The sequence below is a fragment of the Desulfovibrio sp. OH1186_COT-070 genome, assembly GCF_003860215.1.
Classification (GTDB): Bacteria; Desulfobacterota; Desulfovibrionia; order Desulfovibrionales; family Desulfovibrionaceae; genus Desulfovibrio.
This window is the reverse complement of record NZ_RQYH01000001.1, coordinates 92481-106882: the sequence shown is the minus strand read 5'-3', so window position 1 is coordinate 106882 and position 14402 is coordinate 92481. Positions and strand designations below refer to the sequence as shown.

The following is a 14402-nucleotide window of genomic DNA, read 5'->3' as shown; positions in this document are numbered from 1 at the left end:
AAAAAAAGTGCCATACCTTTCGGTTTGCGCGCGTCCTTTTTGGGGGAAATGCCGGTTCTTTACTTTTTTGCGCGCATGGCGCATGCTGCCATAATTTGCAAACAGGGGGCAGGCAGTTCGCTCATGATCCAGACCGTCGGGCTCGGCAAGTCGTACGGAAACCATCCCGTCCTGCATGACATTGATCTGCATGTGCACGAAGGAGAAATTTTCGGCATCGTGGGGCATTCCGGTGCCGGAAAATCAACCCTTCTGCGCTGCTTCAACGGTCTTGAGCCGTACCAGCGGGGCAGCGTGCGGGTGATGGGCGTGGAAGTGTCCTCTCTTGGCGGGCGCCGCCTGCGCGAACTCCAGAGCTCCATGGGCATGATTTTCCAGACTTTCAACCTGATGGCCCGCAAAAATGTCTTTGACAATGTGGCCTTTCCTCTGGATTTGTGGGGGAGTGCGCGGCGGCGGGAAAGAGTGATGGAACTTCTGGAACTGGTGGGCCTTGCCGACAAGGCCGGGCAGCGGGTCCAGAGTCTGAGCGGCGGCCAGAAGCAGCGTGTGGGCATTGCCCGCGCCCTGGCCCTGAATCCCAGAGTGTTGCTCTGTGACGAGGCAACATCCGCTCTGGACCCCAAAACCACATCCTCCATTCTCGACCTCCTGGAAGACATCAACAAAAGGCTCAACCTGACCATCGTGATGGTCACCCACCAGATGGAAGTGGTCAAACGCCTCTGCCACAGTCTGCTTTTGCTTGACGGTGGCAGAACTGTGGCGCAGGGCAGGACAGAGGATCTTTTTCTTGCTCCCACCAAGGCCATGCAGGCCATGGTGGAAAACGAATACACGCTTCTGCCGGGGGGAACCAACATCCGCCTCATGTTTCCGCGCGAGATCTCGCAGCAGAGCGTCATCACGCGCATGGCCAGGGCGCTGGACCGCGATTTTTCCATTGTCGGCGGAAAACTGGAACGCTATCTGGACGACGTGTTCGGCTTTCTGATCATCAATGTTCCCGACCCGGATATGGATGCCGTGCTGCGCTACCTGAAAGAACAGCGCCTGTTCTGGGAAATTCTGGAGTATGCTCCGCAAGCTACGGATGTGCGCCATGAGTGAAGCTTGGGGAGGGGTTGATGCCTTTCTGCCGTTGTGGGAGCGCCTGCAGGACAAGCTGCCCGAAATTCTTGCCGCCACTTGGGAAACCACCCATATGGTGCTGCTTTCCACGCTTTTTTCGCTGCTGATCGGCTTTTTTCTGGCCATCCTGATGATCGTGACCAACCCCATAGGCCTGCGGCCGTGGCGCGCGGTCTATCAGGTTGTGGACTTTGTGGTGAACTTGGGGCGCTCGTTTCCGTTCATCATTCTGCTTATTGCCATCATCCCCTTCACCCGTTTTGTGGTGGGCACGTCCATTGGCAGTGCGGCGGCCATTGTGCCGCTGACCGTGGCTGCGGCTCCTTTTGTGGCCCGGCTCATCGAAACCTGTTTTCTCGAGGTGGACAGGGGCGTGGTGGAAGCCGCCAGATCCTTCGGGGCCAGCAATGTGCAGATCATTTTCCGGGTGCTCATTCCCGAAGCTTTGCCGTCCATCATTCTGAACGTGGCGGTCATTGCCATCACGCTGCTGGGCTATTCGGCCATGGCCGGAACCGTGGGCGGGGGCGGACTGGGAGACTTGGCCGTAAAATACGGATACAACCGTTTTCAGGTTGATATCATGGTCTATTCCGTCATCATTCTCTGTGCCATGGTGCTGCTGATTCAGGGTATCTGCAACTTTTTGTACAAAATCCTGCGGTAGGTTCCGCCATACCGGCGAACCCCGCGCACATGTCAGAAGGAGTCCATCCATGAAACGTCTGTTCCTGTCGCTGGTCATGATTCTTGCCCTTGCCACACAAGCCTTTGCCGCCGAAGACCTGGTCGTGGGCGTGACGCCCTTTCCCCACAAGGACATCATGCTTGTGGCCAAGCCCCTTCTGGCGAAAGACGGCTACAATCTGGTCATCAGGGAGTTCACCGATTATGTGCAGCCCAACATGGCCCTTGCGGGCAAGCAGTTGTTTGCCAATTTTTTCCAGCACGAGCCGTATCTGGACAACATGAACACGGAAAAAAATCTCGGACTGGTATCCATCGGCAAGGTGCACATTGAGCCACTGGGCATTTATTCCAAAAAAATCAAAAAGCTTTCGGACCTCAAAAAGGGCGACACGGTTTCCGTGCCCAATGACCCCACCAATGAGGCCCGCGCCCTGCGCCTGCTGGAGGCCAACGGCGTCATTGCCGTCAAGCCCGGCGCTCTGGTGACGGTGGCCGATATCATTTCCAATCCGCTCGACCTGAAGATTCACGAGCTTGACGCGGCGCAGTTGCCCCGCACGTTGGCGGACGTGACGTGCGCTGTCATCAACACCAATTTTGCGGGAGAAGCCGGCCTTGTGCCTGCCAAAGACGCCCTGACGCTGGAAGGCAAGGACTCGCCCTATGCCAATATTGTTGCTGTGCGCGCGGACGACAAGGACAGCCCCCAGGCCAAGGCCCTGATGAAGGCCGTGCAGTCTGCGGAGGTCAAGGCCTATATTGAGGAACATCTGATTCCCAAGGGGATCATGCCCGCTTTTTAGACGCGGCTCCTGACACGCTGCTGTCTGCCAAAGCCGTTTTTTCGCAGGGGGGGCCGGGTTTCGTTTCCGAACCTGGCTCTGCCTTTTCTCCCGTTGCTTTTCGTCCATGCGGGGGCCGTGCTCCCGGCGGACGCTGAAAAAAATCAGAGGAAGTACATGTTGGTACGCATCTTTTTGCTGCTTGTGGCACTGACCGGCCTGCTTGTGGACGGTACGCAGGCCGCGCCCGCCGAACAGAAAGTCCTGACGCGCCTGCCCAACGGGCTGCGGGTGGTCATTGTCAGGGACAGCCGTTTTCCGCTGGTTGCCACACGCCTTTATGTGGGCGCTGGCTCCGCCAATGAGCAGGCTGCGCAGGCGGGTATCAGCCATCTGTTGGAGCACATGGTTTTCAAGGGCACAGAATCCCGTCCCAGAGGGGAGGCTGCCCGTCAGGTGGAATCTCTGGGCGGGTATCTCAATGCGGCCACCAGTTTTGACAAGACCTGGTACATAACCGACATGCCCGCTGCCCATTGGCGTATCGGCATGGAAATTGTCAAGGACATGGCTTTCCATCCCTCGCTGGATCCCGAAGAACTGGAGTCGGAAAAAAAGGTTGTCATCTCCGAACTGGAGCGCGGGCAGGATTCGCCCATGAACCGGCTTTTTGAGAGCCTCCAGACATCCGCCCTGCAAAACACCGTATACAGTCGGCCCATCATCGGCTTCAGGGAAAGCGTGCTGTCCATCACCGCCGAGGATTTGCGCGCCTATGTGCGGCGCTGGTACCAGCCACAGAACATGCTGCTGCTGGTGGCGGGAGATATTGAGCCGGCGGCGGTGCTGGCCCATGCCCAAACCCTGTTCGGATCTCTTTCCAATACCGCCGACATGCCTCTCCCGCAGCCTGCGGACATGGCGCTTGCGCCCGGCGGGTCGCGCGTGGAGGTCATCCGGGGGCCCTGGAACAAGGCATACCTCGGCCTGGCTTTTCCCGCGCCGGACCAGCGCGACCTGCGCTCTGTCGACCTTGACGTGCTCTGCTATCTGCTGGGAGGGGACGACTCCTCGCTGTTGCAGCGCCGCTACCAATATGAAAAAAGGCTGGCGGACACCGTGGATATGGGCAACATGAGTCTGGCGCGGGGGGGGATCGCCTACCTTACCATCCAGACGGATGCCGACAAGCTGGAGGCACTCTGGCAAGGACTGACAGCCGACTTCGCCGCGCTCCGTTCAGCAGAGTTCAGCCCTGAAGCACTGCACCGGGCCCGCCTGAATCTGGAAGACAGCATGGACCGTTCTGCCGAAACGCTCAACGGCCTTGCCTCCTGGCTGGGAACCGTGCACTTTGCTCTGGGCGGAGAGGCGGCATTGCAAAACGTCCGTTTTGCCCAGCAAAAGGCAGGCATGCCCGAAGTGCGGCAGGCTGCCGCTGCGTGGCTTGATCCGGAGCGCATGCGTGTGCGCCTGCTTGTTCCGGAAGATGCTGCCGTGCCGGATCTGGAGGGCATTCTGCAGAAAAACTGGCCTTCTTCCGCCTCTGCTGATCCCAAAAACGCGAATCAGGCACAGGCCGGAAAGCGGGAAACCGTGGACCTGGGACAGGGGCGTATTCTTGAACTTCTGCCCGATCCCACCGTGCCCTATCTGGCGCTGGAATTCAAAATGCCCGGCGGCAACGCCCTGCTCACAGAGCAGGAGCAGGGGCTGGCCGCCCTTGTTGCGGGCAGCCTGACTTCCGGAAGCGGAGATCTGGACGCGCAGGGCGTCAAACGCTTTTTTTCCGACAGGGCGGCATCTCTGGAGGCCGAGGCGGGCCTGCAAACCTTCACCCTGTCTTTGAGCGGCCCCAAGCGTTTCAGCGCGGACTATTTTTCCGCGCTTTCCGATATTGTGCAAAAGCCGCGCTTTGCTCCGGAAGATGTCCGGCGGGAAGCGGAAAACCTGAAGGCCTCCATCGGGCGGCGTGCTGACAGGCCCACGGCTTTTCTGTTTGCCCGCCTGAACGGATTCCTTTTTCTGGGCGGCCATCCCTACGGGCATGACCGCCTGGGCAGCGTGGAAAATCATGACCGCTTCCGGGCGGAGGATGTTCGCGCTTTTTGGGAAAAGCAGGCTCGTCAGCCTTGGGTTCTTTCTGTCGCGGGAGATTTTGACCGTGATGAGGTTTTGGCCTTTGCCCGCTCCCTGCCCCTTCCCCGTGACGTTGCGCACAAGACTGTGCCGCCCATATGGACCCGGGAAAAAAAGCTTGACCTGCACCTTCCGGGCCGCAGTCAGGCCCATGTCTTGCAGGTGTACAGGGCTGTACCCCCTGCCCATGCCGATGCGCCCGCCATGCTGCTGTTGCAGGCAGTGCTTTCCGGGCAGAGCGGGCCGCTTTTCGCACGCCTCAGGGATGAACAGGGGCTGGGCTATAGTGTGAATGCCCTTTACCGCGCTTTCCCGGAGGCAGGTTTTCTGGCCTTGTACATCGGCACAACGCCGGACAAGGTGGAAGCGGCGCAACAGGGTTTTGCCGGAGTCATTGCGGATATCGCGGCCAAGCCCCTGCCTCCGGCTCTGCTGGAGGCCGCGATCAACCGTCTGTGGGGAGAGTATTACCGTGAGCGGCAGAGCCTTGCCTCGCGGGCAGAGGAGGCTGCCGTCAATGCCGTGCTGGGACGCGTGCAGGATTTCGACAGAAGCCTCATCGAACAAGCCGCCCGCGTCACTCCCGTCCAACTGCAAGACGCTGTGCGCAGGTATCTGGTTGCTGACAATCTGTACAGCCTGACGCTGTTGCCCTGACACCGCGCTCCGCTGTGCCGCGTGTGCTCCCGATGGGGCGGGGCACGGCGGAGCGCCGCTTCCTGAAACCGGGCCGCAACGGCCCGCAAAAAACAGGCGCACGACCATGCACAGCCCCGCCGGTTTTTCGTCTCTGCCCGTGATGGACTATGCTTATGTTCACGAGCAGACAGAGGCCACCACCGGCTATTTTTCCTGCGTTCCGCCCCAGTCCCTGGACTTTGATGCGGCTCTGGCCCGTCTGGAAGCCGCTCCCATGGACGATTTTCTGCATCTGCATCTTTTGCGGCAGATTGGCGCGCGCGCAACAGAAGAACTGGACAGTCTGGCCGCAACGTGCCGTGACCCCACCGACGGGCGCATTGTCCGCCCTGTGCTGGCGGCTCTTCTGGCGGAATGTTCCCTGTTGCTTCCGGCCCACCGCAAGGACGGCAATATTTTTTTTGCCGGGGCCACAAAAGATCTGGCCGCTTACAGCCCGGCAGTCTGCCTGCGGGCGGCCAGCAGGCCGGATCACAGGGTAGCGGCGGCATGGAGTGCGCTGTTTCGCGCCAATATCTGCGACCACCGCGCCCTGCCCCGCCCGGAAGATGTTGATATTGCCCCCCTGTTTTCTCCCGAGGCCATTACGGACTCCGCCAGACACATGGCCTCCCGCGCGGGCGCTCTGCACCACTGGCACCAGCGCCTTCTGGCGGAAAATCCGCCCCGCTGGGAGCGTCCGCCCCCGCAGGAAACCTTTTTGCGCGCTCTGGACGCCCTGCTGGAGGCGGGTCTGGTGAGCGGGCCGGAGATGCGGCACGAGGCTTCGCTCTCGCCTGTTGCGCTTCTCCGGGAATGGCGCGTGGATCTCAGCGTGCGCAACGGAGCCCTTGCGCATACTTTGCGCGGTACGGCCAGAGCCTACGGGCGCGGTCTTTCCCTGGCTGCCGCCAGGGCATCGTATGCCATGGAAATTGTGGAGCGGGCCAGCGCCTATGCCAGTGTGGAGGCGGAGCCCTGCGGTGGGGGCGAAGTTGGCCAGGTGCTGGATCGCAAATATCCCCTGCCCCTGATCAGGGCGTGTTTTGCGGATCTGCGGGAGCAGGGCAGGGCGGCGCTGGCTCCGGACTCTCTGCCTCTGGAAGCTCCTTTCCCCGATGTGCCCCTGCACTGGCTTCCGGCACAGGATCCTGCGGGAGGGGAAGTGCTGGTTCCGGCTCAGGCTGTGTTCCTGTTCTGCAATCTTGACGAGCCGTCTCTCTTTCTGGCTGCTTCGTCCACAGGGCTTGCTTCGGGCAATACTGTGGAAGAAGCCCGGTTGGCGGCCCTGACCGAAATTGTGGAACGTGATGCGGAAGCTACCACACCCTACAAGCGCAACCGCTGTTTTGTGTTGCGCAGTCGTGACGCGCGCATCCAGTCTTTGCTGGACGATTATGCGGCCTGCGGCATCCATGTCCAGTTTCTTGACCTGACCACAGAACTGGGCGTGCCCGTGTACCAGTGCTTTGTTCACAGCAGAGACGGCTCTGTGGCGCGGGCCACAGGGGCCGGCCTTTGCGGCCCGCGTGCCGCTCTGGCTGCGCTCACGGAAACACCCTGGCCCTATTCGCTGGCGCAGGGGCATCGCCCCCGGCCTTCGGGCGCGGGGCTGGGCGGTTTGCCAGTGCGCTTTCTCGAGGACCTGCCGGACTACAGCCTGCCTTCTCCCCAGGCTTGCTGTCGCCTTTTGGAAAATACGCTGGCCGAACACGGAATCCCCCCCCTCTATGTCAACCTCACCCGCAAGGATCTGGACATACCCGTGGTACGGGCGCTGGTTCCCGGCTTGTGCCTGGCGTCGGACTGGGACAATTTTTCGCTCCCGGCTCTGCGCCTTTTTGCCCGCTACTGGGCATCCGTTGAAGTGTAGGACCGCGGCTTTTCGCATTCCTGCGGCGTGGCTGCTTTTGCCCCTGCCGTACAGTGGCTCCGGTTTTTTTGGCATATTCAGAATTGCAGCCGGAGCTCATGTTGTTTATACTGTCTGCTTGCAGGTCGGCCACACACAGAATGGCCCCTGCCAAACCCACAATCCCTGGAGGGTCACGGATGAAACTGAAAAAAATTTTTGTTGCTCTGGCCGGACTGGCGTTGGCCTTTGGCGCTGCCGGGCAGGCTTTTGCCGCTGAGGATGGTCCCGTCAAGATCGGCGTGTATTTGCCCCTGACCGGGCAAAATGCCTTTGGCGGCCAGTTGGAACTGGAAGGTGTGCGCCTTGCGCACAAGGAAATGCCCTCTGTTCTGAACCGCCCTGTGGAACTGGTTGTGGTGGACAACAAGTCCGACAAGGTGGAAGCCGCCAACGCGGTGAAACGCCTGGTGGAGCGTGACAAGGTCGTGGCCCTCATCGGCACCTACGGTTCCTCCCTGGCCATGGCCGGAGCGGAGGTTGCCGAAAAGGCCGCTGTTCCCGGCGTGGGCACCTCCTGCACCAATCCTCTGGTGACCCAGGGCAAAAAATACTACTTCCGCGCCTGCTTCATTGATCCCTATCAGGGTGCGGCTGCGGCCACCTACGCCTTCGAGAACCTCGGGTTCAAGAAAGCGGCGGTTCTCATGGACATGACCAATGACTACGCCGTGGGGCTTTCCAGCTTTTTCAGCCGCTCTTTCAAGAAACTGGGCGGCGAGGTGACGAGCACCCTCAAGTACAGCTCCGGCGATCAGGACTTTACCGCCCAGCTTACGGAACTCATCTCCCAGAAGCCTGACATTGTCTTCATGCCCGCCTATTTTGCGGAAGGCGCCATCATCATGAAGCAGGCCCGCGAGTTGGGTGCCAAGTTCCGCCTGATGGGTGCCGATGCCATGGACAATCCCGATACCCTCAAGCTGGGGGGCAAGGCTGCGGAAGGTTTTTTGCACACCACCTTTCCCTATGATCCGGCCATGCCCAACATGAGCCCTGCCGCCAAGCGGTTTACCGAAGCCTGGAAGGCCGCCTACCCCGACAAGGAAACCAACGTCAACGGGGCGCTGGGCTACAACACCTACTTCCTGATCATTGATGCCATCAAGCGCGCCGGAACCGCGGAATCCAAGGCCATTGCCGCGGCCCTCGCGGAAACCAAAGATCTGCCGACGGCACTGGGAATGCTGACCATCAACGAGTCCCATGATGCGGAAATGCCTGTGGGCATTATCGAATACAAGGACGGCAAGCGCGTTTATGTGGGTGAAGTCACACCCAAGTAAGGGTTTGTGCCCCGCAGTCACAAGACCTGCGGGGCACTTTTTCCCTCTTTCGTTGCAGGGACGGTCAAGGTCCTTTTTTTGACCGTCATGAGGTGTTCATGAACCCCGACATGTTTTTGCAGCACTGCTTCAACGCCCTGACTCTGGGCTCTCTGTACGCCCTGATCGCCATTGGCTACACCATGGTCTACGGCATTTTGCGCCTGATCAATTTCGCGCATGGCGACATCCTGATGGTGGGCGCGTATTTTGTTTTCTTCGGCACATTCGCCTTTGGCTGGCCCTGGGGTGTGGCGGCGGTGATTGCCGTGCTCGGCGCAAGCGTTCTCGGGGTGGCTGTGGAAAAAATCGCCTATCGCCCCCTGCGGGATGCACCGCGCATATCGGCCCTGATCAGCGCCATTGCCGTATCGTTTTTCATCGAAAGTCTGGCGGTGGTCGTTTTTACCGGGCAGCCCCGGCCTGTGCTCCAGCCCGAATGGCTGGTTTCGGAGTGGCAGGTGGGCGGTGTGCGCATTCTGCCCCTGACGGCCTTTGTGCCGGTCATGACCATCGTTCTTGTGGGGCTTTTGCTCTACACCGTATACCGCACCAAGCCCGGCCTGGCCATGCGGGCGATATCCAAGGATATTGAAACCACGCGCCTGCTGGGCGTGCGGGTTGACAATATCATTGCCCTGACCTTTTGCATCGGTTCGGCGCTGGCGGCCGCATCGGGCATCATGTGGGCTCTGCGCTATCCGCAGGTGCATCCCTATATGGGCATCATGCCCGGCCTCAAGGCTTTTATTGCGGCGGTATTCGGCGGCATCGGCTCGATTCAGGGCGCGGTGATCGGCGGTGTGGCCCTGGGCTTTGTGGAAATCATGACCGTGGCTTTCATGCCGGATCTCTCGGGCTATCGCGATGCCTTTGCCTTTGTGCTGCTGGTGCTGGTGCTGCTCTTTAAACCCACCGGTCTGCTGGGCGAGAAGATGGAGGAAAAAATCTGATGCGTCTGAACGGCAGCAATCTCCTGAACATCCTGCTCATGGGACTCGGCGGCCTGGCGCTTTTTTATGCCGAGGCGTTTTTGGGAGATTACCAGATCTATATCGCCAAGCTGATTTTCATCAATATCATTCTGGCGCTCTCCCTCAACCTGATCTACGGCTTTACCGGACTTTTTTCTCTGGGGCATGCGGGCTTCATTGCCATCGGGGCCTATGTGTCGGCCTTGTGCATCCTCACGCCGGAGCAAAAGGAAATCATGTGGATTCTGGAGCCGATCATCTGGCCGGTTTCGGAACTCTTCACGCCCTTCTGGGTGTCTGTTCTGGCCGGGGGGCTGGTGGCCGCGCTGCTCGCTGTGCTGATCGCCGTGCCCGTCCTGCGCCTTGGCGACGATTACCTGGGCATCGCCACCTTGGGCTTTGCGGAAATCATCCGGGTACTCATTGTCAACGCCACGCCCATCACCAACGGTTCTCTGGGCATCAAGGGTATCCCGGCGCACGCCACGCTGCTTTCCTGCTACGCCTGGATGCTGTTCACTCTTGTGGTTCTGGTCAGGATTGTTTTCAGCAATTACGGCAATGTGCTGCGCTGCATCCGCGATAATGAGATTGCCGCGCGCGTCATGGGCATCAATGTGTTTCGCTACAAGGTGCTCTCGTTCTGCCTCGGCGCGTTTTTCGCAGGTGTGGGCGGTGCCCTGCTGGGCAGCCATCTGTCCACCATTGACCCCAAGATGTTCAACTTTCTGCTGACATTCAATGTCCTGATGTTTGTTGTGGCCGGGGGGCTTGGCTCCTTTACGGGCAGCATTCTGGGGGCCACTGTTATCACTATCCTTCTGGAATGGCTGCGCGCCATCGAGGAACCCATGAATCTGGGATTTGTGGAACTGCCCGGAATTCCCGGCATGCGCATGGTGGTTTTTTCTCTGGTGCTGCTGGCCATCATTTTGTACCGGCGTGAAGGCATCATGGGCACACGGGAACTGACCTGGAAGGGAATCCGTGCTTTGGCGCAGAGGGGGAGAGCATGAGCCGCTGCCTGCCCCTGACTCCGGACAGCGGGGACGTGCTGCTGTCGGCCAGGGATGTGAACATGCGCTTCGGGGGCATCACCGCGGTCAGCGACCTGAGCCTGTCGTTGCCCAGAGGTTGTATCGCCGGTATCATTGGCCCCAACGGAGCAGGAAAAACAACCCTGTTCAACGTATTGAGCGGTTTTTACACTCCGCAGGAAGGTGAAGTGGTTTTTGACGGCAGGAGCATCAAAAATCTGCCTCCCTCGGAGATATGCGCTCTGGGCATGGCCCGGACGTTCCAGAATATCCGCCTTTCCCAGCAGATGACGGTTCTTGAAAATATCACCGTGGGCTGTCATGTACGCCGCCAGTGCCCGTGGTGGCTGGCCCCGCTGGGGCTCCCCGTCTTTTACCGGGAAGAGGCAGCCATTGTGGAAAAAAGTCGGCAGCTTGCAGAACGCGTACAGTTGAGCGCCTATCTGAACGATCAGGCGGGCAGTTTGCCCTACGGCGCGCAACGGCGGCTGGAAATCGCGCGCGCACTGGCCACGGAGCCGCGCCTGCTTTTGCTGGACGAGCCTGCGGCGGGCATGAATCCTCAGGAAAGCCTGGAGCTCATGCATTTCATCGGGCATATCCGGGACGAATTTGACCTGACGATTCTGCTCATCGAGCACGACATGAAGGTCGTCATGGGCGTATGCCAGTACATCTGGGTCATGGAATACGGTGCCCTGATTGCCGAAGGCCTGCCTGCCGATGTGCGCAGCAATCCTGTGGTGATTCGCGCCTATCTGGGCGAGGATGCTTCGTGTGAACATGTGTGAGGCGCGCGACGGGAAAAGCGGCGTGCCCGGCCCGCAGGGGAGCAGTATGCTTGAAATTCGAGATCTTCATGTGCGCTACGGCGGCATCCAGGCTGTACAGGGCGTGAGCCTGAACATTCCGCGCGGCAGTATTGTAACCCTTATCGGTGCCAACGGCGCGGGAAAGAGCAGTATCATCCGCTCCATAGCCGGTTTGAACAAAACCGTGAGCGGAGAAATTCTGCTGACGCGCCAGCAGGGAGAAAAACCCGTTTCGCTCATGGGCCTGAATCCCGAAGACATGGTCTTGCAGGGCATTTCCCTTTCGCCCGAAGGGCGGCGCATCCTGCCGCACCTGACGGTGGAGGAAAACCTGCGTCTGGGTGCGTACACCCGCTCGGATCAGGATGCCATCGACAAGGATATTCAGCATGTGTACAGCCTTTTTCCCCGGCTTATGGAGCGGCACTGGCAAAAGGGCGGCACCCTCTCCGGCGGCGAACAGCAGATGCTGGCTGTGGGGCGCGCGCTCATGAGCCGACCGGAGATGCTCATGCTGGACGAGCCTTCTCTGGGGCTGGCGCCTCTGCTTGTGCGGGAGATTTTTGAAATCATCAAGCGTATCAATGCGGAGGGCCGGACTGTTCTTTTGGTGGAGCAGAATGCCTTTGCCGCCCTTTCTGTGGCGGACTATGCCTATATTCTGGAAGTGGGGCGCATTGTTCTTGAAGGTCCCGGCAAGGAACTTCTGGCAAACCCCAAGGTGAAGGAAGCCTATCTTGGCGGGTAATGTTTTTCTGATGTGCCACTTTGCCAAACATTTTTGTTCCGTACCATTTGGTACGGACTTTTTTTTTCGCCTGAACTAATTTTTGCACACACAATGAAGGAGGCAGCATGAACGCCATCATCAAAAATCTGGAACAGGCCGCACCCCTGCCACTGGCCGCGCAGGTGAACTGCCAGCCCGGGCAGATTGCAAGCAAAACCCTTGTGCAGAATTCCGCCGTGAGCGTAACCCTTTTTGCCTTTGATCAAGGGGAGGAAATCAGCGCGCACACGTCCCCTGGCGATGCCTTGGTGTATGTTCTCGAAGGCCGGGCAGAAGTGCTCATTGAAAACGCAAGCCATACCGTGCACGCCGGAGAGGCCATTGTCATGCCTTCCGGGCGGCCTCATGCCGTGCGTGCCCCGGAGCCTTTCAAGATGCTGCTGACAGTGGCTTTTGCCACGAAATAATCCCTGCCCCTGCTTGCGCAAGAGCAGGGGCACAACCTCCGCCACGCGGAGAAGAAAGGACAAAAAAATGAGTACCGCCATGTTTTGCTATCAGTGTCAGGAAACCGCGGGCAACAAGGGCTGCACCCAGGTGGGTGTTTGCGGCAAAAAGCCGGAAACCGCTGCCTTGCAGGATCTTCTCCTGTATGTGACCAAGGGACTTGGGCAGGTGACCACGCGCCTGCGCGCCGAAGGCAAAAGTGTTGACCACAGTGTGGACCGCATGGTCACGGCCAATCTTTTTGCCACCATTACCAACGCCAACTTTGACGACGATATTCTGGCCGAGCGCGTTCGCCTGACCTGTGCCGCCACGCGCGACCTGAAAGACAAGCTCGGCTCCACCCAGGGGCTGACCGATGCCGCCATGTGGGGAGCCGACAGCAGGGACGCCATGTTGGCCAAGGCGGCCACTGTGGGCGTACTGTCCACGGCGGACGAGGATGTGCGCTCCTTGCGCTCCATCATCACCCTGGGGCTCAAGGGCATGGCCGCCTATGTCAAGCATGCCGATGTACTGGGCAAGCACGATCCCGCTGTTGACGCCTTTTTGCAGGAAACCCTGGCCAAAACTCTGGACGACAGCCTGGGGGTGGCCGATCTTGTGGCCTTGACGCTGGAAACAGGCAGCAAGGGCGTAGCCGCCATGGCCCTGCTGGATGCGGCCAATACCGAAGCTTATGGCCATCCCGAAATCACCAAGGTCAATATTGGCGTGAGCAAAAATCCGGCTATCCTTATTTCCGGGCACGATCTGCGCGATCTGGAAATGCTGCTGGAGCAGACCAGGGACACGGGTGTGGACGTGTATACCCACTCTGAAATGCTGCCCGCGCATTATTATCCGGCTTTCAAAAAATATCCCCACCTCAGGGGCAACTACGGCAATGCGTGGTGGCGGCAGAGAGAGGAATTTGAAAGCTTCAACGGCCCCATCCTCCTGACCACCAACTGCCTTGTGCCCCCCAAGGACAGCTACAAAGGCAACATCTTCACTACGGGTGTGGCGGGATTTCCGGGGTGCGACCACATTCCCGGAGAGCCGGGCGAGCACAAGGATTTTTCTCCGATCATCGAACATGCCCTGACCTGTCGCGTGCCCAAGCAGATCGAAAGCGGCGAGATTGTGGGCGGCTTTGCCCACAATCAGGTACTGGCCCTGGCCGACAAGGTGGTGGAAGCCGTCAAGTCCGGCGCCATCAAGAAATTCATTGTCATGGCCGGGTGCGACGGACGCCAGAAATCTCGCCAGTATTACACCGATTTTGCCCAGGGTCTCCCCAAGGATACGGTCATCCTGACGGCGGGTTGCGCCAAATACCGGTACAACAAGCTCGCCTTGGGCGACATCGGCGGCATTCCGCGTGTGCTGGACGCCGGACAGTGCAATGACTCCTATTCGCTGGCGCTCATTGCCCTCAAGCTCAAGGAAGTTTTCGGGCTGGAAGATATCAATGACCTGCCCATTGTCTACAATATCGGCTGGTATGAACAGAAAGCCGTTATCGTTCTGTTGGCCCTGCTCTCGCTGGGCGTCAAGAACATCCACCTCGGCCCCACCCTGCCCGCCTTTCTCTCTCCGGCGGTAGCCAATGTGCTGGTGGAGCAGTTCGGAATCGGCGGTGTGGGTGACGTGGCCGAAGACCTCAAGGCTTTTGTGGGCTGAACTTTTGCATGACTGCCTGC

The 14402-nt window shown here is 59.4% G+C and carries 12 protein-coding genes; all 12 read left to right on the top strand.

All coding sequences use genetic code 11. From position 1 onward, the window contains the following. Positions 1–123 precede the first annotated feature (123 nt). Positions 124–1110, top strand: a complete 987-nt coding sequence (locus EII23_RS00465; protein WP_124791106.1) for a methionine ABC transporter ATP-binding protein — start codon at positions 124–126, stop codon at positions 1108–1110. Beyond that, a complete protein-coding gene (locus EII23_RS00460) occupies positions 1103–1798 on the top strand; it encodes a methionine ABC transporter permease (protein WP_185702252.1) in 696 nt (231 codons plus the stop codon). The genes EII23_RS00465 and EII23_RS00460 overlap by 8 nt, the downstream gene beginning before the upstream one ends. 49 nt (positions 1799–1847) lie before the next feature. Beyond that, positions 1848–2624, top strand: coding sequence for a MetQ/NlpA family ABC transporter substrate-binding protein (locus tag EII23_RS00455; protein WP_124791105.1), 777 nt, complete (start codon positions 1848–1850; stop codon positions 2622–2624). Positions 2625–2780: 156 nt separating this feature from the next. After that, complete coding sequence (locus EII23_RS00450) at positions 2781–5399, top strand: pitrilysin family protein (RefSeq protein WP_124791104.1); 2619 nt, start codon at positions 2781–2783, stop codon at positions 5397–5399. Positions 5400–5505: 106 nt separating this feature from the next. Beyond that, positions 5506–7293, top strand: coding sequence for a YcaO-like family protein (locus EII23_RS00445; protein ID WP_124791103.1), 1788 nt, complete (start codon positions 5506–5508; stop codon positions 7291–7293). Positions 7294–7472: 179 nt separating this feature from the next. Next, positions 7473–8618: an ABC transporter substrate-binding protein gene (locus tag EII23_RS00440; RefSeq protein WP_124791102.1), complete on the top strand. Its 1146-nt coding sequence runs from the start codon at positions 7473–7475 to the stop codon at positions 8616–8618. A gap of 98 nt (positions 8619–8716) precedes the next feature. Further along, positions 8717–9610: a branched-chain amino acid ABC transporter permease gene (locus EII23_RS00435; protein WP_124791101.1), complete on the top strand. Its 894-nt coding sequence runs from the start codon at positions 8717–8719 to the stop codon at positions 9608–9610. Then, positions 9610–10647, top strand: a complete 1038-nt coding sequence (locus tag EII23_RS00430; protein WP_124791100.1) for a branched-chain amino acid ABC transporter permease — start codon at positions 9610–9612, stop codon at positions 10645–10647. Before EII23_RS00435 ends, EII23_RS00430 begins: the two co-directional genes overlap by 1 nt. Next, positions 10644–11459 (top strand): ABC transporter ATP-binding protein, encoded by an 816-nt coding sequence (locus EII23_RS00425; RefSeq protein ID WP_124791099.1) that lies wholly within the window; start codon positions 10644–10646, stop codon positions 11457–11459. Before EII23_RS00430 ends, EII23_RS00425 begins: the two co-directional genes overlap by 4 nt. A 46-nt stretch (positions 11460–11505) precedes the next feature. Continuing rightward, positions 11506–12228, top strand: a complete 723-nt coding sequence (locus tag EII23_RS00420) for an ABC transporter ATP-binding protein (protein ID WP_124791098.1) — start codon at positions 11506–11508, stop codon at positions 12226–12228. 107 nt (positions 12229–12335) lie between these two features. Further along, entirely contained in the window at positions 12336–12677 is a 342-nt protein-coding gene (locus tag EII23_RS00415) for a cupin domain-containing protein (RefSeq protein WP_124791097.1), read from the top strand. Positions 12678–12756: 79 nt separating this feature from the next. Then, on the top strand, positions 12757–14382 hold the full coding sequence (gene hcp, locus EII23_RS00410) for a hydroxylamine reductase (protein WP_221620348.1): 1626 nt from the start codon (positions 12757–12759) through the stop codon (positions 14380–14382). Positions 14383–14402: the final 20 nt, after the last annotated feature.

Bases quoted from the DNA above. Each gene is read 5' to 3' on its own strand.
- EII23_RS00415 (WP_124791097.1), top strand. From the start codon at position 12,336: ATGAACGCCATCATCAAAAATCTGGAACAGGCCGCACCCCTGCCACTG.
- EII23_RS00465 (WP_124791106.1), top strand. From the start codon at position 124: ATGATCCAGACCGTCGGGCTCGGCAAGTCGTACGGAAACCATCCCGTC.
- EII23_RS00440 (WP_124791102.1), top strand. From the start codon at position 7,473: ATGAAACTGAAAAAAATTTTTGTTGCTCTGGCCGGACTGGCGTTGGCC.
- EII23_RS00455 (WP_124791105.1), top strand. From the start codon at position 1,848: ATGAAACGTCTGTTCCTGTCGCTGGTCATGATTCTTGCCCTTGCCACA.
- EII23_RS00420 (WP_124791098.1), top strand. From the start codon at position 11,506: ATGCTTGAAATTCGAGATCTTCATGTGCGCTACGGCGGCATCCAGGCT.
- hcp (WP_221620348.1), top strand. From the start codon at position 12,757: ATGTTTTGCTATCAGTGTCAGGAAACCGCGGGCAACAAGGGCTGCACC.
- EII23_RS00450 (WP_124791104.1), top strand. From the start codon at position 2,781: ATGTTGGTACGCATCTTTTTGCTGCTTGTGGCACTGACCGGCCTGCTT.
- EII23_RS00425 (WP_124791099.1), top strand. From the start codon at position 10,644: ATGAGCCGCTGCCTGCCCCTGACTCCGGACAGCGGGGACGTGCTGCTG.
- EII23_RS00435 (WP_124791101.1), top strand. From the start codon at position 8,717: ATGAACCCCGACATGTTTTTGCAGCACTGCTTCAACGCCCTGACTCTG.
- EII23_RS00460 (WP_185702252.1), top strand. From the start codon at position 1,103: ATGAGTGAAGCTTGGGGAGGGGTTGATGCCTTTCTGCCGTTGTGGGAG.
- EII23_RS00445 (WP_124791103.1), top strand. From the start codon at position 5,506: ATGCACAGCCCCGCCGGTTTTTCGTCTCTGCCCGTGATGGACTATGCT.
- EII23_RS00430 (WP_124791100.1), top strand. From the start codon at position 9,610: ATGCGTCTGAACGGCAGCAATCTCCTGAACATCCTGCTCATGGGACTC.